Annotated in this window: 15 protein-coding genes and 1 pseudogene; 12 read left to right on the top strand and 4 right to left on the bottom strand. The window is 70.2% G+C overall.

The genetic code is table 11. From position 1 onward, the window contains the following. Positions 1-21 precede the first annotated feature (21 nt). A complete protein-coding gene (locus ATK36_RS08475; protein WP_098514727.1) occupies positions 22-756 on the bottom strand; it encodes an SGNH/GDSL hydrolase family protein in 735 nt (244 codons plus the stop codon). Positions 757-878: 122 nt separating this feature from the next. Between ATK36_RS08475 and ATK36_RS08470 the strand changes: the two genes are divergently transcribed. From ATK36_RS08470 to ATK36_RS08460, 3 genes are read left to right on the top strand one after another with little or no spacing between them, the layout of a single operon-like run. Then, positions 879-1,553: a response regulator transcription factor gene (locus ATK36_RS08470; RefSeq protein WP_098510765.1), complete on the top strand. Its 675-nt coding sequence runs from the start codon at positions 879-881 to the stop codon at positions 1,551-1,553. Then, the gene (locus tag ATK36_RS08465; protein WP_098510764.1) at positions 1,550-2,944 is read left to right on the top strand and encodes a sensor histidine kinase; all 1,395 of its coding nucleotides are present in this window, start codon (positions 1,550-1,552) and stop codon (positions 2,942-2,944) included. The genes ATK36_RS08470 and ATK36_RS08465 overlap by 4 nt, the downstream gene beginning before the upstream one ends. After that, entirely contained in the window at positions 2,941-3,429 is a 489-nt protein-coding gene (locus tag ATK36_RS08460) for a hypothetical protein (protein ID WP_098510763.1), read from the top strand. The genes ATK36_RS08465 and ATK36_RS08460 overlap by 4 nt, the downstream gene beginning before the upstream one ends. On the opposite strand, the gene ATK36_RS08455 is transcribed toward ATK36_RS08460, so the two are convergent. Next, complete coding sequence (locus tag ATK36_RS08455; protein WP_245914522.1) at positions 3,413-4,717, bottom strand: acyltransferase family protein; 1,305 nt, start codon at positions 4,715-4,717, stop codon at positions 3,413-3,415. The genes ATK36_RS08460 and ATK36_RS08455 overlap by 17 nt on opposite strands. A gap of 299 nt (positions 4,718-5,016) precedes the next feature. Beyond that, positions 5,017-5,910: a sugar phosphate isomerase/epimerase family protein gene (locus tag ATK36_RS08450; protein WP_098510761.1), complete on the bottom strand. Its 894-nt coding sequence runs from the start codon at positions 5,908-5,910 to the stop codon at positions 5,017-5,019. Positions 5,911-6,036: 126 nt separating this feature from the next. Between ATK36_RS08450 and ATK36_RS08445 the strand changes: the two genes are divergently transcribed. Genes ATK36_RS08445 through ATK36_RS08435 form a run of 3 tightly spaced genes read left to right on the top strand, consistent with a single transcriptional unit; the run spans position 6,037 to position 8,625 of the window. After that, positions 6,037-7,053 (top strand): LacI family DNA-binding transcriptional regulator, encoded by a 1,017-nt coding sequence (locus tag ATK36_RS08445; RefSeq protein ID WP_098510760.1) that lies wholly within the window; start codon positions 6,037-6,039, stop codon positions 7,051-7,053. Further along, the gene (locus ATK36_RS08440; RefSeq protein ID WP_211291835.1) at positions 7,050-8,057 is read left to right on the top strand and encodes a Gfo/Idh/MocA family protein; all 1,008 of its coding nucleotides are present in this window, start codon (positions 7,050-7,052) and stop codon (positions 8,055-8,057) included. Before ATK36_RS08445 ends, ATK36_RS08440 begins: the two co-directional genes overlap by 4 nt. Positions 8,058-8,091: 34 nt before the next feature. Further along, entirely contained in the window at positions 8,092-8,625 is a 534-nt protein-coding gene (locus ATK36_RS08435; RefSeq protein ID WP_245914520.1) for a GNAT family N-acetyltransferase, read from the top strand. A 9-nt stretch (positions 8,626-8,634) separates the two neighbouring features. Here the strand turns inward: ATK36_RS08435 and ATK36_RS08430 are convergent. Further along, positions 8,635-9,018: pseudogene (locus tag ATK36_RS08430) on the bottom strand (asparagine synthase-related protein); the annotation flags it as partial. Between the two features lie 522 nt (positions 9,019-9,540). On the opposite strand from ATK36_RS08430, the gene kdpF reads away from it, so the two are divergent. The 6 genes from kdpF (at position 9,541) to ATK36_RS08400 (ending at position 17,504) form a co-directional block, all read left to right on the top strand. Next, positions 9,541-9,642 carry a K(+)-transporting ATPase subunit F gene (kdpF, locus tag ATK36_RS08425; RefSeq protein WP_098510759.1) on the top strand — a complete coding sequence of 34 codons (102 nt, stop codon included), beginning with the start codon at positions 9,541-9,543 and terminating at the stop codon, positions 9,640-9,642. A gap of 1 nt (position 9,643) precedes the next feature. Next, a complete protein-coding gene (gene kdpA / locus ATK36_RS08420; protein ID WP_098510758.1) occupies positions 9,644-11,302 on the top strand; it encodes a potassium-transporting ATPase subunit KdpA in 1,659 nt (552 codons plus the stop codon). Between the two features lie 73 nt (positions 11,303-11,375). Further along, positions 11,376-13,496, top strand: coding sequence for a potassium-transporting ATPase subunit KdpB (gene kdpB / locus ATK36_RS08415; RefSeq protein ID WP_098510757.1), 2,121 nt, complete (start codon positions 11,376-11,378; stop codon positions 13,494-13,496). Between the two features lie 6 nt (positions 13,497-13,502). Then, on the top strand, positions 13,503-14,114 hold the full coding sequence (locus ATK36_RS08410) for a potassium-transporting ATPase subunit C (RefSeq protein WP_098510756.1): 612 nt from the start codon (positions 13,503-13,505) through the stop codon (positions 14,112-14,114). A gap of 130 nt (positions 14,115-14,244) precedes the next feature. Further along, positions 14,245-16,809: a sensor histidine kinase gene (locus ATK36_RS08405; RefSeq protein WP_098514724.1), complete on the top strand. Its 2,565-nt coding sequence runs from the start codon at positions 14,245-14,247 to the stop codon at positions 16,807-16,809. Next, positions 16,806-17,504, top strand: a complete 699-nt coding sequence (locus tag ATK36_RS08400) for a response regulator (RefSeq protein WP_098510755.1) — start codon at positions 16,806-16,808, stop codon at positions 17,502-17,504. The genes ATK36_RS08405 and ATK36_RS08400 overlap by 4 nt, the downstream gene beginning before the upstream one ends. Positions 17,505-17,512 lie beyond the last annotated feature (8 nt).

Below are 17,512 nucleotides of genomic sequence, written 5' to 3'. Positions count from 1 at the left end.
TGGTCGGACTAGTGACCCCGGTCAGCAGCCCTTGAAGTGACCATCGGCGGACCAGCCCGTGTTCGCCCAGGTGTCCGGCGCCGCCGGGTGGAAGTCCGGGTACTGCTTGGTCAGTTCCATGAGCAGCCACTGGGTGAACCGCGCCGCGCCCTGCGGACAGGTGTGGATGCCGTCCGAGCTGCGATCCGCCTTGCCGTTCTTGTTCTGCTCGTACTGCGAGCCCCAGACCGGGCTCGCGTCCAGCGCGACGGCCTGGCCGCCGGAAGCGTCCGCGACCGTGCGCGCCACCTCGGTGGTCTGCGCCAGCTCGGTCATGTGGTCCTGGTAGAAGTCGTCGGCCTTGATCGGCGGCATGGTCACGAACATCGTCTTGGCGCCGGCATTGCGGGCGGTGGTCACCAGCTTCTCGTAGCCCGCCTTCTGTTCCTCCTTGCTGCCCCAGTCGTAGCTGGTGGACTGGTAGATCACCAGGCCCGGCTTCGCCGAGGAGATCTTCTTCTCGATGTCCGGCCAGCTCTTCTCCGAGAACGGGCCGACCACGTTGCCGCCGCCCTCCGCCGCGATCGACTTGAACTCGGCACCGGCGGCCTTGAAGGCGGCAGTCATCGGCTGGGCTTCGCCGACCGCGACCGAGTCGCCGAGGAAGAGCGTCTTCGGCAGGCTGGAGCCTCCTCCGCTGTCGGCGGTGGAGGTCTGGGAACACGCGGTGAGCAGCAGCCCGGCGAGGGCGAGTACGAGCATTCGAGGCTTGATCATGACCATCACGGTGCCGGGCCGGCGTCCCAGCCTGCCCTCGGCGATGTCCCGGTTCTGTCGCAAGCCCCCTCAACCCCCGCCTGCTCGCGGCGGGCGGACCGGGCATTGTCCATACTGGACCGGTGGTGGCGATACTGCTCATCGAGGACGATCCATTGGTGCGGCGCGGGCTGGAGCTCGCGCTGTCCCGGCACGGACACGCCGTGCGCACCGCGGAGACCGGGGAGGCCGGCCTCGACGCGTTCGCCGCCTCGACCCCGGACCTGGTAGTACTCGATCTGATGCTCCCGGGCATCGACGGTTTCGAAGTGTGCCGCCGGATCCGCCGCGCCGGCGACGTCCCGGTCATCATGCTCACCGCGCGCGGTGACGATTTCGACGTCGTCGGCGGGCTGGCCGCCGGTGCCGACGACTACGTGATCAAACCGGCCCAGCCCACTGTGCTGGACGCGCGGATCCGCGCGGTGCTGCGCCGGACGCAAGGCAGCGGCGAGGGCGTCCGCATGCACGGCGACCTGCGGATCGACACCGCCTCGCTGACCGTTTCACTGCGTGGCGAGCCGGTGCCGCTCACGCCGACCGAACTGCGTTTGCTGCTCACCGTCTCCCGGGGCCCCGGCCGGGTGTTCTCCCGCCAGCAGCTGCTGGAAGAGGTCTGGGAGCACGATTACCTCGGCGATTCCCGGCTGGTCGACAACTGCGTGCAGCGGCTGCGGGCGAAGATCGAGACCGACCCGGCGAACCCGGTCTACGTGCAGACCGTGCGCGGGTTCGGCTATCGGTTCGGACCGGTATGAAAAGGTGGTGGCTACGCGGACTGCGGCCCCGGCTGCTGGTCGCGTTCGTGCTGGTCACCGTGGTCGGCGCGGCCGCGGCGGCATGGTCGAGCGCCGGCACCGCGAGCGCCGCGCTGGTCTCTTCGGCGCAGGAGCGGCTGACTTCCGGTCTGACCAGCCAGATCGGCGCGATCACGCCGCAGCTCGCCTTTCCGCCGGATCAGGCGACGCTCGACCGGCTGCGCGGCGCGGCCGGCGCGAATGCCGTGGTCACCTACCAGGGCCTGCGTTCGTCGGCCGGTCTCGAACCGGCCACCGAAGCACTGCGCACCGCGGTGCGGGCACAGCACCGGATGCTCACCGAACGGGTCGACGTGGGCGGCGCGCCCTGGCTGGTGATCGGCACCCCGGTGCTGATCACCGCGCCGGACGGCACGCGCACGCCGTCCGGGATCGAGGTCTACTCGGCGGAGGACCTCACCGCGGTGAACCAGCAGGTCCAAGGACTGACCACAAACGCCGTGGCCACCGCCGCGATCGCGTTGCCGCTCGCGGTGCTGCTGGCCCTGCTCGCCGCGCGCAGTGTGTTGCGTCCGGTGCGGGAGCTGCGGGACACCGCGCGGCGGCTCGCCGACGGTGAGCTGGCGGCGCGCACGCCCCCGAAGGGCGCCGACGAACTGGCCCAATTGACCGTCAGCATCAACGAAATGGCCGAATCGGTGCAGACCTCGATGATCGCGATGGAGCGGATGCAGGCCGATGCCAAGCGGTTCGCCGCGGACGTCTCGCACGAGCTGCGCACGCCGCTGAGCACGCTGACCGCGGTCATGGAGGTCCTGGAGACCGCGGCGGGCGAGATGGAGCCGGATGCCCAGGAGTCCGCGCAGCTGGCGATCACCGAGACCCATCGGCTGGTAAGGCTGGTCGAGGACCTGATGGAGGTGTCCCGGTTCGATGCGGGCACCGCGCGGGCCCGGATCGAGGAGGTGGACGTGGCCGCTGCGGTGCGGGACTGCCTGCGGGCCCGCGGCTGGACCGGTGAGGTCGAGCTGAGCGCGCAGGAGGGGATCGTGCTGGGCACCGACCGGCGGCGGCTGGACGTGGTCGTGGCCAATCTCGTCGGCAACGCGCTGCGCCACGGTGCCCCGCCGGTGGCGGTGCGGGTCTCGGCCCCGGGGGAGAAGGTCCGGATCGAGGTCACCGATCACGGTCCGGGCCTGTCGGAGGAGGTCCTGCCGCACGTGTTCGATCGGTTCTACAAGGCCGATGCGGCGCGGGTGCGCACGCCCGGCAGCGGGCTGGGGCTGGCGATCGCGCTGGAGAACGTCCGGTTGCACGGTGGCACGCTCATCGCGGAGAACACCGGGAGCGGCGCCCGGTTCGTGCTGGAACTGCCGAGGGAGAACCGGTGAAACGGGTCTGGCCACTGCTGCTCGTCCTGCTGCTGGCCGGCTGCGGGGTCGAGCCCGCCGATCCGGCGCCGGGCGGGGAGGCCCCGACCGGGGTGGCCCCGGGGGTCACGTTGTACCTCGTGGACGAGCACAAGCAGCTCCAGCCGGAGCTGCGCCTGGGCGGACAGCTCGGCACCATCTCGGACGCGCTGGCCCTGCTGCTGAATCCCGGTCGCCTCACGTCATCGGGCCTGCATACGGAGATCACGGACATTTCGGGCCCCCAGTCCCGGGTGACCATGGCGCCGGGCCTGATCCAGATCTCGGTGCCGCTGACCGTGCAGAACCTCTCGCCGCTCGGCATCGACCAGATCGTCTGCACCGCGCTCGGCGTGTACGTCCAGAGCGGCGGGCCGCGCACGACCGAGGTGCAGGTGAGCTTCACCCAGTCCACCCCGGCCTCGGACGTGCGGCGGACCTGCCCGCTGATCAGCCCAGGCCGCTGAGGTCGATCCCGGATGCCGGGGGCTCCGGCACCAGCACCCACACCAGGATGAGCGCCACCGTCGCGGCGGCGAACGTCAGTACGCCGGGGCGGCCCTTCGCCCAGCGCGCGCGGAATCGGATCGGGTCTTCGACGAAGTACTTCGACAATGCGGCCAGTGCGATCGACACGGCGATGACCACCACCGTTCGCGGAAAGCCGTCGAGTCCGGTCCTCTCCGGCGAGAGGAGCACGTACACCGGCCAGTGCCACAGGTACAGGCTGTAGGAGATCTGCCCGAGCCACCGGAGGGGACGGGCGGCGAAGGCCTTGGACACCAGCGCGCGCGGCTGGAGCGCGACCAGTCCGATCAACAGGGCCGCGGCGAGCGAGTGCGCGAAGAGGCCGCCGGTGTAGAGCCATCCGGAGGTGGTTCCGTCCGCGAAGGCCCACAGCGTCGCCGTGCCGATGACCAGCAGCGGGAGCGCGAAGCGGCCCCATCGTCCGGCGCGCAGCGGCACGACGGCAACGGCGGCGCCCAGCAGCAGCGAGAACGCACGGGTGTCGGTGCCGGTGTAGACCCGCGTCGGATCCGCGAGGTCGACGAGCAGGATCATCAGCACCAGAGACGCGACCGAGGACACCATCGCGACCGTCGCGATCCGGGGGGCCACCCGCCGTGCGAACGAGGCGATGATCAGCACGACCACCGGCCACACCACGTAGAACTGTTCCTCGACGGCGATGCTCCACAAGTGCTCGAAAACCCGGCTCGGCCCGAACCGGTCCCAGTAGGACGCGGATTCTGTGAGCAGATGCCAGTTGACGAGGTTTGCCTGCACCCACGGCCCGTCGGACAGCGCCGAGCGCACGATGGCCGGGTCCGCGACCAGCCGCACCACCACGGTGACCACCGCGAGCAGCACCGCCAGCGCTGGGAAGAGGCGGCGGATCCGCCTGCCCCAGAAGGACATGAGCGAGACCCGGCCGGTGGCCTGGACTTCGCGCAGCAGCAGCCCGGTGATGAGGTACCCGGAGAGCGCGAAGAACAGGTCCACGCCGAGGAAGCCGCCAGGCAGATTTCCGGTGTGGAACACCAGGACGCCGAAGATCGCGACCCCGCGGATCCCGTCTAGCGCGGGGAGATGCGGGGCGGCGCGGCGGAACGGCCTGGTGATCTCGCTGGCGGGGGGCAGCTGCGCCACGGTACCCGGTTTCGGCACGTGCGTGGGCATCGGCATGGTGGGTGGCTCGGCGTCCGGCATGGCTTCGAGGGTGGGGTGCCGCGGTGACGGCGCCGTCCTCGTCATGTCGCAGTTGTGTCGTGACCGGCTCGACAACTCGATACACTGTAAAGAATTGTCCCCGGCAATGGCTGACGAGACTGAGACTCACGCGGGAGAAAGGAGTGCTGCGCACCTTCCGGACGGCAGCCGGCCGGCGATCGAGGTGCACGGCGAGGGGCCGGTGGTGCAAGCTGTCCACTATGGACACTTCGGAGAGCGAGACCACGCCCGGGGGACTGGGATTCCGTGCAGGTGACCAAGCAGGCTCGCCACCGGATGGCCGGAGCGCCGTGCGCCCTCCCCGCGATGGGACATCCTCGCTCCTACTTCCGGCCCAGTCCGGCGGTGATCTCGGTCAGATAGGCGAGGCTGGTGGCGACATCCCGTCCCGGCCGGTCCACGGGGCTGTCTTCGCCGAGCGCGGTGTCCTGCTCCAGTACGTACCACCCGTCGTAGCCCGCTTCGCCGACGAAACGGATCATCGCCTCGATGTCCACATCGCCCTCGCCGAGCGGGACGTAGAGGCCCCGGCCGACGGCCTCGGTGTAGGGGAGTTCGCCCGCGCGCACGGCCGCAGCCAGCTCGCCGCGCACGTCCTTGAGGTGCAGATGGCCCACTCGTGACGGGTGTCTGCGTGCGAGCGCGACCGGGTCGGTGCCGCCGATCAGCAGGTGCCCGGTGTCCAGGCACAGCGGCAGAGCCGAATCGGCGAGGAACCGCTCCACCTCGGCCTCGGTCTCCACGTGCGTGCCTACGTGCGGGTGCAGCACGGTCTTCACACCGTGGCCCGCGGCCAGCTCCGCGATTCGCTCCGCCGTCGTGACCAAAGTGGACCATTCGGCCGCGTCGAGCGCGGGACGTTGGTCGTAACCGGCCAGCCCGCTCGCCGCGGCGAGCACCAGCACTTCGGCCCCGCACGCGGCGAACAACGCGGCGGACGCGGCTGCTTCGGCGAGGGCGGCGCCGGGGTCCCGGTGCAGCGCGACCGCGAGGAAACCGCCGACCAGCTCCAGCCGGTACCCGCCGAGCAGGGCCTTGAGTTCGCCCGGATCGCGGGGCAGGTAACCCGGCGGGCCGAGTTCGGTCGCGGTGATGCCGAGCCCGGCCATCTCGCCGAGCACGGCCGGGGTGTCGAGTACGCGGCCCCAGCCGGGCACCTCGCACACCCCCCACGAAATCGGCGCGGCCGCGACCCGCGGCTTCCGCACGGTCGTCATGAATCCCTTTCCACCGCACGGGATCGGCCGGACGTGCGATTGATTAGAGCGCTCCAATCTTGTAGCGTCCGGAATCGCGAGTCAAGGGCCGGTTCGCCTTCGGAAGATTCAGCCGGGAGGCCGCGGATGGGGAAACCCACGATGGAGGACGTCGCCGCGCGGGCCGGCGTCTCCCGAGCGCTGGTCTCACTGGTGATGCGCGACTCACCGAAGGTCTCCGTGCGACGGCGGGCCGCGGTGCTCGCCGCGGCCGAGGAACTCGGGTACTCGCCGCACGTCATGGCCCGCTCGCTGGCGAGCCGAACGTCCACTGTGGTCGGTGTCCTGGTCAGTGATCTGCGCAACGCGTTCTTCGCCGACGTGGTCGAGGGCCTGGACGCGGCGGCCCGCGCGGCCGGGTTCGACCTCATCCTCACCACCGGTGGCCGGGTGCCCGCGCGGGAGCAGACCGCGTTGCGCAGCCTGCTTTCCTTTCGCCCGGCGGGAATCGTACTGCTGTCGCCGGTGGTTCCGGCCGCGGCCATCGAAGCTGCCGCCCGCCAGTGCCCGGTGGCGCTCGTCTCGCGCACCTCGCGTTCGCGTGGGGTGGACACGGTGAACGACGACGGGGAGGCGGGCTCGGGGCTGGCGGTGGAGCACCTCGTGTGCCGGGGCCACCGCCGCATCGCGCATCTGGACGGCGGGGACGCGGCGGGTGCCGCTGCTCGCCGCCGTGGGTTCCAGCGGGCCATGCGCGGGCATGGGCTGGAGCCGATCGTGGTGCGCAGCGAGCACACCGATACCGCGGGGGAGAAGGCAGTGCAGGAGCTGCTCTCCCGTTACCCGGGTGTGGCGTTGCCGACCGCCCTGGTGGCAGGCAACGACTTCAACGCGGTCGGGGCGATCTCCGCGCTGGCCGAACACGGATTGCGGGTGCCGGAGGATGTCTCGGTGGTGGGCTACGACAACACGTCGCTGGCCGCGCTTCGGCATCTGTGTCTGACCACAGTGGACCAGCCGCGCACGGAAATGGGCAGGCTCGCCCTGGAGACCCTGCTGGAACGGGTGCGTGGCGAGCGGACCGAGCCGGTGCGGCACCTGCTGCACCCGTCGCTGGTGGTGCGCAACACCACCGCGGACCACGATCGGAAGGGCCGAGGATGAGGGTGGGACTGGCGGGCACCGGGCGGATCGGTGCCGCGCACGCGGAAACGCTGCACGGATTCGCCGAGGTGTCCTCGGTGGTGCTGGCCGACGTCGACACCGCGCGGGCGCAGGCGACTGCGGCCGCGCTCGGCGTGGAAGCGGCCGACGGGCTCGACGCGCTGTTCGATGCCGGGCTCGACGGGCTGGTGATCACCGCGGCCACCGACGCGCATCCAGAGCTGATCATCCGCGCGGTCGACGCCGGGATCCCGGTGTTCTGCGAAAAGCCGGTCGCCGCGGACATCGCCGGCACCCTCGCGGTGCTCGACCGGGTCACCGATGCCGGAGTGCCGGTGCAGATCGGTTTCCAGCGCCGGTTCGATGCGGGCTACCAGGCCGCGAAGGCCGCGGTGGACAGCGGGGAACTCGGCTGGCTGCACTCGGTGCGGGCGACCACTTTGGACCCCGCGCCGCCGCCCGCGGGGTACGTGCCGCGGTCCGGCGGCCTGTTCCGCGACTGCGGGGTGCACGACTTCGACATCATCCGCTGGGTCACCGGCCGGGAGGTGACCGAGGTCTACGCGGTGGGGCGCAACAAAGGCGAGCGGTTCTTCACCGATGCCGACGACGTGGACACCGCCGCGGTCGTGCTGACTCTCTACGACGACACGCTCGCCACTGTTTCCCTGACCCGGTACAACGGCGCGGGCTACGACGTGCGGTTCGAAGCTCTGGGCTCGGCCGGGAACGCGGTGGTCGGTCTTGACGATCATGCTCCACTTCGCACAGTCGAGCCGGGGGTGGCGCCGCTGCCCGGCCCGCCGTATCCCGGCTTCATGACCCGGTTTCGCGCGGCCTATACCGCTGAACTGCGGGTATTCCTGGAGGTCGCGGCCGGCACCCGGCCGAGCCCGGCCGGGGTCGTGGACGCGCTCGAAGCGTTCCGCGTCGCCGAGGCCTGCGAGCTTTCCCGCCGGGAGCGCCGTCCGGTGGGTCTGGCCGAACTCCGAGCGTGCCCGTGACCAGGTGGTAAGCCGGATCATCAGGTGGCCTTCGGTGGCACGCTGTGCCAAGCTGCAGGGCGTGCCTGCCGCCGGAGAGTCCGAGATCGTGGTGATTCCGCTGGACGAGCCGGGGCTCGGGCGGCTGCTGGAGCTCGCGGCCGCCGAAGCGGATCCGCTCGAGGTGATGCCCCCGGTGACCGGTCCGGCCGGCTGGACCGATCAGCGGCGCGCGGCGTTCCTGGCCTTCCACCGCCGCCGGTCGCTCGACCCGGACACCGCTATCGAGAGCACCTGGGTGATCGAAGTGGACGGGCGCACGGCGGGCGCGGCCCGGCTCAAGCCGGTGTCCGGCCCGTCCGCGCTGGCGGTCGAGGCGGGCGTGTGGCTGGCCCGATCGGTGCGCGGGCGCGGCATCGGCCGCCGGGTGACCGAGGTCCTGCTCGAATCCGCACGGGACGGCGGCAGTGCCCGGTTCGTGGTCGCCACGACCACGGTGGACAACGCCGCCGCCCACCGGCTGCTCACCGGGACCGGCGCGGACCTCGACGTGCACGGCGGCAGCGTCGACGCCCGGCTGGAACTCTGAGCCCGGCTGGAAGGTGTCCGCGGTGATCGCGGCCTCGTCGTGGAACCAGCGGTAGCTGCCGAACACCTTGTCCGCCGACTCGCCGGACAAGGCCACTGTGGACTGTCCACGGATCGCTTTGAACAGCAGGTACAGCGAAGTGTTCATATCGCCCAGCCCGACCGTGATGTCGCGGGCGCGCAGCACCGTGCGGCGGACGTCCGGATCGGACAGTTCGGCCGGGTTCAGCAGCACGTCCTGGTGCGCGGAACCGACCAGTCGCGTCACGTCGCGGAGGTTGGGTGAGTCTGGGGTGCCGCGCATCTCGTCCGGCTGGAAATTCTCCGCCTGGCCGTAGAAGTCCACGGAGAACGTGCGCACCTGTTCGCCCTGCCCGGCCGGCCGCGCCGCGGCAGGACATCGTCTCGGTCATCGCGTCGACGATCTCCCGGTGCTGCGTGAGATCGCGGTCGTTAGCCACTCAGCCGGCAATTCCGCACATGCTCCGCCCTCCGCTTCCGCCGCCGAGGGTTTGTTTAGCTGATACAACTATCTGTTACGCAGATTTAACACAGGAATCCGTGCTTGTCTGCCCGGACTGCACGCTCCGTCCATGCTCAACTACGCAGTGCGTGACTTGTCACCATGGCGTCACCGTCCGTGCTGAGCTGCGGTGATCGGGTCGCGCGGGGGCCGCCGTGGCCGGGATCACCGCGCGTCAAGATCGCGTAAACGCGTCCGGGACCGCGCGTCAAGGAGGTGTCAGCCGGAGGCCCCCGCCCGGTACGGCGACCGCAGAGTGGGCTTGACCGAAGCCGGTCACCCGGTCCGGGTGACCTTTCCTGAGAGGTGCCTTGTGGCGGATTTCCTGTACGCCGTCTTGCTGATCGGCGTTTTCCTGCTGCTCGCCGGGGTCCTGCGCGGGCTGGAGAAGCTGTGAGCGGCGCGGGCACGGTGGCCGACATCGTCGGCGGGCTGCTGGCGCTCGGCCTGATCGGGTACCTGTTCGTCGCCCTCGTACGGCCGGAGAAATTCTGAGATGAGTGATGTGGGTGCCGGCCTGATCCAGGTCGGCTTGCTCTTGGCCGCGCTGGTGGCGGTGTACAAGCCGTTCGGCGACTATCTGGCCCGGGTCTTCTCCTCGGAGAAGCACCTGAGGGTCGAGAAGATCCTCTACAAGATCGTCCGGGCCGACCCGGATTCGCAGCAGCACTGGAAGACCTACGCCTCGGGGGTGCTCGGGTTCTCCTTCGTCTCGGTGGTGCTGCTCTACCTGCTGCAACGGCTGCAATCCGTGCTGCCGTGGAACTTCGGCCATGCTCCGGTGTCCCCCGCGGTGGCGTTCAACACCGCGGTGAGTTTCGTGACCAACACGAACTGGCAGTCCTACGTCCCCGAGTCGACGATGGGCAGCTTCGTGCAGATGGCCGGGCTCACCGTGCAGAACTTCCTCTCCGCGGGGGTCGGTCTCGCGGTGGCGATCGCGGTGACCCGCGGGTTCATCCGCGCCCGCACCGACCGGCTGGGCAACTTCTGGGTGGACCTGACCCGCGGCACGATCCGGGTACTGCTGCCGATGGCGTTCGTCTTCGCCATCGTGCTGATCGCGCTCGGTGTGGTGCAGAGCCTGCGTTCGGGTGTCGCGGTGACCAATCCGGACGGCAGCCACAGCACGATCGCGCTGGCGCCGGCCGCGAGCCAGGAGGCGATCAAGGAACTCGGCACCAACGGCGGTGGCATCTTCAACGCCAACTCCGCGCACCCGTTCGAGAACCCGAACGCCTGGACCAACCTCGTCGAGATGTTCCTGATCCTGGTCATCCCGGTCTGCCTGACCCGCGCGTTCGGCCGCATGGTCGGGAAGCAGCGGCAGGGGTACGTGCTGCTGGGCGTGATGGGCCTGCTGTGGGGCGCGATGCTCGCGGTGATCTGGTCGTCGGAGGCGCTGACGAACAGCCCGGCCGCGCTCGCCGCCGGCGCGAACATGGAGGGCAAGGAACAGCGGTTCGGCCTGAGTCTCACGTCGATCTTCGCGGACACCACCACCGGCACGTCGACCGGCGCGGTCAACGGCGCGCATGACAGCCTGTCCGGGCTCGGCGGTGGCGGGGCGATGCTGAACATGTTGTTCGGCGAGCTTTCGCCAGGCGGCGTCGGCACCGGGCTGTACAGCATTCTGGTGATGGCCGTGATCGCGATGTTCCTGGCCGGTCTTATGGTCGGGCGCACGCCGGAGTACCTCGGCAAGAAGCTCGGCAGGCGGGAGGTCACCTGCGCGGCGATCGCGATGCTCGCGATGCCGACGGTGGTCCTGCTCGGTTCCGGGATTGCTTTGCTGCTACCGGGAACGTCGTCCGCGCTGGGCAATCCCGGTGCGCACGGGTTGTCGGAGATCCTCTACGGCTACGCGTCCACGGCCAACAACAACGGCAGTGCGTTCGGTGGCCTGACCGCGACGAGTGATTGGTTCCAGGCGTCGTTCTCGGTCGCCATGCTGCTCGGCCGGTTCGTGCCGATCATCGCCGTGCTCTGCCTGGCCGGTTCGCTCGCCAAGCAGAAACAGGTTCCGGAGACCGCGGGCACGCTGCCCACCACCGGGCCGCTGTTCGCCTCGATGCTCACCGGCACCGTGGTGCTCGTCGCGGCTCTTACCTTCATTCCGGCGCTTGCGCTGGGTCCCATCACGGAGGCGTTGTGAGTACACAATCGCGTCAGCTTGCTCGCAGCGCCGATCGGGTGCGGGTGTCCCGCAAAACACCGGAGGCGTCGGCATGAGCATCACCCAGGAGCGGAGTCCTGCCGAAGAGACCCGGCATCACGTCGAGAACGCCGGTCGCGTAGGCGCCGGGGTGTTCAGTCCGGCGCAGCTGTGGATCTCGCTGCCGGACGCGCTGCGCAAGCTGCACCCGAAGCATCAGCTGAAGAACCCGGTGATGTTCGTGGTGTGGGTCGGCTCGCTGCTGACCACGGTCTTCGCGTTCACCGACCCGAGCGTGTTCACCATCCTGATCGCGGTGTGGCTGTGGTTCACCGTGCTGTTCGCCAACCTGGCCGAGGCGGTGGCCGAGGGCCGGGGCAAGGCGCAGGCGGAAACGTTGCGGCGGACCAAGAAGGAGACCGTCGCGCGGCGGCTGACCGAGGGCGGTGCCGAGGAGCAGGTGCCCGGGGCGGACCTGCGGGTCGGCGACCGCGTGGTGGTCGAGGCGGGGGAGGTGATCCCCGGCGACGGTGACGTGGTCGAGGGGATCGCCACGGTCGACGAATCGGCCATCACCGGCGAATCGGCGCCGGTGATCCGCGAGTCCGGCGGGGACCGCTCGGCGGTGACCGGCGGTACCACCGTGCTCTCCGACCGGATCGTCGTGCGGATCACCACGAAACCCGGCGAGTCCTTTGTGGACCGGATGATCGCGTTGGTGGAGGGCGCTTCCCGGCAGAAGACGCCGAACGAGATCGCGCTGACCATCCTGCTCGCCACGCTGACCATCATCTTCCTGCTCGCGGTCGTGGCACTGCAGCCGATGGCGTCCTACTCCGGCAGCCAGCAGTCGGTGGTGGTGCTCACCGCGCTGCTGGTCTGCCTGATCCCGACCACCATCGGTGCGCTGCTCAGCGCGATCGGCATCGCCGGCATGGACCGGCTGGTGCAGCGCAACGTACTCGCCACCTCCGGGCGCGCGGTGGAGGCCGCCGGCGACGTGTCCACGCTGCTGCTGGACAAGACCGGCACGATCACCTTCGGCAACCGCCGGGCCACCGAGCTGATCCCGGTCGGCGATTCCACTGTGGACGAAGTGGCCCGCGCGGCCCGGTTGTCCAGCCTCGCCGACGGTACGCCGGAAGGCCGCAGCATCGTCGAACTGGTGGTCGCCGAGCACGGGCTGGCCCCGGCCGCGGACGAGGAGGAGAAACGCGCCGAGTTCGTGCCGTTCACCGCGCAGACCCGGATGAGCGGCATCACCCTGCCCGCGCGCAGCAGCCACTCCGGCGAGGGTGACCGCGAGGTCCGCAAGGGCGCCGCTTCCGCGGTGCGCCAATGGGTTCGCGACCACGGCGGCGACGTGCCGGACGAGACCGAGCGCGTGGTCGGCGAGATCAGCCAGCAGGGCGGCACGCCGCTGGTGGTCGCCGAGGCGGCCGGCGGAAAGGCGTTCGTGCGCGGGGTGATCCGGCTGTCCGATGTGGTCAAGCCGGGCATGCAGGAGCGGTTCACCGAGCTGCGCGCGATGGGCATCAAGACGGTGATGATCACCGGCGACAACCCGCTCACCGCACGGGCGATCGCCCAGGACGCGGGCGTCGACGATTTCCTCGCCGAGGCCAAGCCCGAGGACAAGATGGAGCTGATCAAGCGGGAGCAGGAGGGCGGCAGGCTGGTCGCGATGACCGGCGACGGCACCAACGACGCCCCCGCGCTCGCGCAGTCCGACGTCGGGGTGGCGATGAACACCGGGACCATGGCGGCCAAGGAGGCCGGCAACATGGTCGACCTCGATTCCAACCCGACGAAGCTGATCGAGATCGTGGCGATCGGCAAGCAGCTGCTGATCACCCGGGGCGCGCTGACCACCTTCAGCGTGGCGAACGACCTGGCCAAGTACTTCGCCATCCTGCCGGCCATGTTCTCCGGCATCTACGCCCAGCTCGGCGCGCTGAACATCATGCACCTGGCCACGCCGCGCTCGGCCATCCTGTCCGCGGTGATCTTCAACGCGCTGATCATCGTCGCGCTGATCCCGCTGGCCTTGCGCGGGGTGCGGTACCGGCCCTCGTCGGCGTCCGCGCTGCTGCGCCGGAACCTGCTGATCTACGGCCTCGGCGGGATCGTGAGCCCGTTCCTCGGGATCTGGGTGATCGACCTGATCGTGCGACTCATTCCCGGGATTGGATGACCTGAGATGAACACTCTGCTCAAGCAGTCCTGGGCGGGCCTGCGTCTGCTGCTCGCGATGACGGTGCTGCTCGGCGTGGTCTACCCGCTGGGTGTGTGGGCGGTCGGGCGGATCCCCGGCCTGCAGGACCGTGCCGAGGGCTCGATCGTCACGCAGCACGGCCAGGCGGTCGGCTCCTCGCTGATCGGAATCGACCCGGTGCCCGCCGATCCGGCGCGCGACCCGTGGTTCCACACCCGGCCGTCGGCCAGTGCGAACGGTGTGCTCGGGCCGGGCGATCCGGCGACCTCCGGTGCCTCGAACAAGGGCCCCTTCAATGAGGATCTGGTGAAGACCATCGACCAGCGCAAGGAGCTGATCGCCCAGCGCGAGGGTGTCCGGCCGGATCAGGTGCCCGCGGACGCGGTGACCGCGTCGGGCTCCGGGCTCGACCCGGCGATCAGTGTCGCCTACGCGCAGCTGCAGGTGCCGCGGGTGGCCCGCAACACCGGGCTGAGCGAAGAGAGGGTGCGGCAGCTGGTCGCCGCGAACACCACCGGGAACGGGATCGGCGTGCCCGGCGTGAATGTGCTGATGCTCGACCTTGCCGTGCGCTCGGCCGCTCCTGGCGCACACTGAAGAAGGGTGAGTGTGTTCATGCCCGATGGTGCCGTGTGTTCGGCCGGTCCAGGTGCACCCTGAAGAGGAGTGAATGCGGTCATGCTCGAGGTTGCCAGGTATTCGGCCCGTCCAGGTGCACACTGAACAGGTGAGCACTCCGGAGGTGAACCCGAAGCCACGCCGAGGCGAGCTGCGCATCTATCTCGGCGCGGCTCCGGGCGTCGGCAAGACCTTCGCCATGCTGGGCGAGGCGCGCCGGCGGCTGGATCGCGGCACCGACGTGGTCGTCGGCCTGGTCGAGACCCACGGCCGCAAGAAGACCGCGGACCTGCTCGACGGGCTGGAGGTCGTGCCGCGGCGCACGGTCTCGCACCGCGGGCACGAATTCGCCGAAATGGACCTGCCCGCGGTGCTCGCCCGCGCGCCGGAGGTGGTCGTGGTCGACGAACTCGCGCACACCAACGTGCCCGGCGGCAAGCACGAGAAGCGCTGGCAGGACGTGGACGATCTGCTCGACGCCGGGATCGACGTGCTGTCCACGGTCAACGTGCAGCATCTGCAGAGCCTCAACGACGTGGTGGAGCGGATCACCGGGGTCACCCAGCAGGAGACCGTGCCGGACGAGGTGGTCCGCCGGGCCGGGCAGCTGGAGCTGGTGGACATCACGCCGGAGGCGCTGCGGCGGCGGCTCGCGCACGGCAACGTCTACCCGGCCGAGCGGATCGATGCCGCGCTGGGCAACTACTTCCGTCCCGGCAATCTCACCGCGCTGCGCGAGCTGGCCCTGCTCTGGGTGGCCGACCAGGTCGACGTCGCCCTCCAGCGGTACCGCGCGGAGCAGAAGATCACCGACACCTGGGAGACCCGCGAACGCGTGGTCGTCTCGGTGACCGGCGGGCCGGAGAGCGAGACGCTGATCCGCCGGGCCAGCCGCATCGCCACCCGGGCCGGGGCAGAGCTGCAGGTCGTGCACATCCTGCGGGGGGATGGGCTGGCCGGTTTGGGGCCGACTGCGACGGCGCGCTGCCGCACGCTTGCCGAGGACGTCGGCGCCACCTATCACAGCGTCGTCGGCGACGACGTGCCCACCGCGCTACTTGACTTCGCACGCGGGGTGAACGCCACACAGCTGGTGGTCGGCACCTCCCGGCGGTCGCGGATGGCGCGGCTGTTCGACCAGGGCATCGGCGCGACCGTGGTGCAGCATTCCGGGTCGATCGACGTGCACATGGTCACCCACTCCTATGCCGGCGGACGGCTGCGCGCGCGGCTGGGCAAGAGCCCGCTGGCTCCGTCGCGGCTGATCGTCGGCTGGGCGCTGAGCATGCTGCTGCCGCTGACCGCGACCGGGCTCGGGGCGTTGCTGCGCGACACGGTGGAGTTCTCCACCGACGTGGTCCTCTATGTGCTCGCGACGGTGGTCGTCGCGCTCGTGGGCGGGCTCGGGCCGGCGGTGATCGCGGCGATCTTCGGGGCCGGGCTGCTGAACTTCTTCTTCACGCCCCCGCTGTACACCATGAACGTCCACAGTCCACAAAACGTGGTCACACTGCTGGCGATGATCGTGGTCGCGGTGCTGGTGGCGTTGGTGGTGGACTCCGCCGCGCGCAGGGGAACCGCTGCGGCGCGGGCCCGCACGGAGGCGTCGTTGCTGGCTTCCTACGCCCGGACGGTGCTGACCGATCCGCATCCGATCGAGCGGCTGCTGGAGAAGGTGCGGGAGAATTTCGGGCTGACTTCGGTGACCCTGCTGGAAAAGCGGGAGGGGCAATGGCAGAAGGTCGCGCTGGCCGGGTATCAGCCGTGCACCGATCCCGATGAGGCCGATGTGGACGTCGCGGTGACCGCCGACGTGCACCTGACCCTGCTCGGGCGGACGCTGCCCGCCGCCGACCGGCGGGTGCTGGAAGCCGTTGCGGGACAGGCGTTGCTCGCACTGCGCCAGCAGCGGATGGCCGCCGCGGCGGCGGCCGCCGAACGCAAGGCGGAGGCGACCGAGCTGCGCACCACGCTGCTGTCCGCGCTCGGGCATGACCTGCGGACCCCGCTCACCTCGATCAAGGCCGCGATCGGCAGCCTGCGGGCGCCCGATCTGTCGCTGTCCGAAGAGGACACCGGGGAACTGCTGGAGACCGTGGAGCTCTCCGCCGACCGGCTCACCGGGCTGATCGAGAATCTGCTGGACTCCTCGCGGCTGGCCACCGGTGCGGTCACCCCGCATCTGCGCCCGGTCGGCTACGACGAGGTGCTCGCGCATGCTTTGTCCACTGTGGACAACTCGGCTGGGGTGCGGATCGCGGTGGACGCGCGGCTGCCCTCCGTGCTGGCCGATCCGGGCCTGCTGGAACGGGTCATCGCGAACCTGCTCGACAACGCGCTGCGCCACGGCGGCGGCGAGGTCGCCGCGCGGGCGAGCGCGTATGCGGAATTCGTCGAGCTGCGGATCGTGGACCACGGCAAGGGATTGCGCAAGGGCGCCGCGGATTCCGCGTTCGCGCCGTTCCAGCGGCTCGGCGGCGATCGTGCGTCGGTACCGGGCGTCGGGCTCGGCCTGTCCGTGGTGAAGGGCTTCACCGAGGCGATGGGCGGCACCGTGCGGGCGGAGGACACCCCCGGCGGCGGACTGACCATGGTGCTCTCGTTGCCCGCCTGCACCGGGCGGGAACTCGTGGGCGTGGAAGGGGAAGCGGTGGAAAGGGACGGGGCTCGATGAGTGTCGACCGGACGGCGCGGGTGCTGGTCGTCGACGACGAACCGCAGATCGTGCGGGCGTTGCGGATCAACCTCAACGCCCGCGGATACCAGGTGATCACCGCACACGACGGTACCGCGGCGCTGAAAGCGGTCGCGGAGACCAAACCGGACGTGGTGGTGCTCGACCTCGGGCTGCCGGATCTGGACGGCACCGAGGTGATCGAGGGCCTGCGCGGCTGGACCACGGTGCCGATCATCGTGCTCTCCGCCCGCGGCGATTCCGCGGACAAGGTGCAGGCACTCGACGCGGGCGCCGACGACTACGTGACCAAGCCCTTCGGCATGGACGAGCTGCTGGCCCGCCTCCGTGCGGCCGTGCGGCGTTCCGCGGTGCACGGCGCGGACGGCGCGGAGGCGGTCGTGGACGCCGGTTCGTTCACTGTGGACCTGGCGGCGAAGAAGGTGCGCCGCGACGGCCGTGAGGTGCACCTGACCAAGACCGAGTGGGGCGTGCTGGAAATGCTGGTGCGCAACCGCGGGCGGCTGGTCGCGCAGAAGCAGCTGCTGCACGAGGTGTGGGGTCCCTCGTACGAAACGGAATCACACTACCTGCGCGTGTATCTGGCCCAGCTGCGGCGGAAGCTGGAGCCGGAGCCGTCCCGGCCCCGGCACCTGCTCACCGAACCCGGGATGGGGTACCGCTTCGAGCTGTGACCGGTGTC

Source organism: Amycolatopsis sulphurea, from assembly GCF_002564045.1.
GTDB lineage: Bacteria > Actinomycetota > Actinomycetes > Mycobacteriales > Pseudonocardiaceae > Amycolatopsis > Amycolatopsis sulphurea.
This window is presented reverse-complemented; position numbering and strand designations above follow the sequence as displayed.

What these genes read in the sequence shown, in the direction of transcription:
- ATK36_RS08475 (WP_098514727.1), bottom strand. Translation starts at nt 756, where the DNA reads ATGATCAAGCCTCGAATGCTCGTACTCGCCCTCGCCGGGCTGCTGCTC.
- ATK36_RS08465 (WP_098510764.1), top strand. Translation starts at nt 1,550, where the DNA reads ATGAAAAGGTGGTGGCTACGCGGACTGCGGCCCCGGCTGCTGGTCGCG.
- ATK36_RS08455 (WP_245914522.1), bottom strand. Translation starts at nt 4,717, where the DNA reads ATGACGAGGACGGCGCCGTCACCGCGGCACCCCACCCTCGAAGCCATG.
- ATK36_RS08450 (WP_098510761.1), bottom strand. Translation starts at nt 5,910, where the DNA reads ATGACGACCGTGCGGAAGCCGCGGGTCGCGGCCGCGCCGATTTCGTGG.
- ATK36_RS08445 (WP_098510760.1), top strand. Translation starts at nt 6,037, where the DNA reads ATGGGGAAACCCACGATGGAGGACGTCGCCGCGCGGGCCGGCGTCTCC.
- ATK36_RS08440 (WP_211291835.1), top strand. Translation starts at nt 7,050, where the DNA reads ATGAGGGTGGGACTGGCGGGCACCGGGCGGATCGGTGCCGCGCACGCG.
- kdpA (WP_098510758.1), top strand. Translation starts at nt 9,644, where the DNA reads ATGAGTGATGTGGGTGCCGGCCTGATCCAGGTCGGCTTGCTCTTGGCC.
- kdpB (WP_098510757.1), top strand. Translation starts at nt 11,376, where the DNA reads ATGAGCATCACCCAGGAGCGGAGTCCTGCCGAAGAGACCCGGCATCAC.
- ATK36_RS08410 (WP_098510756.1), top strand. Translation starts at nt 13,503, where the DNA reads ATGAACACTCTGCTCAAGCAGTCCTGGGCGGGCCTGCGTCTGCTGCTC.
- ATK36_RS08400 (WP_098510755.1), top strand. Translation starts at nt 16,806, where the DNA reads ATGAGTGTCGACCGGACGGCGCGGGTGCTGGTCGTCGACGACGAACCG.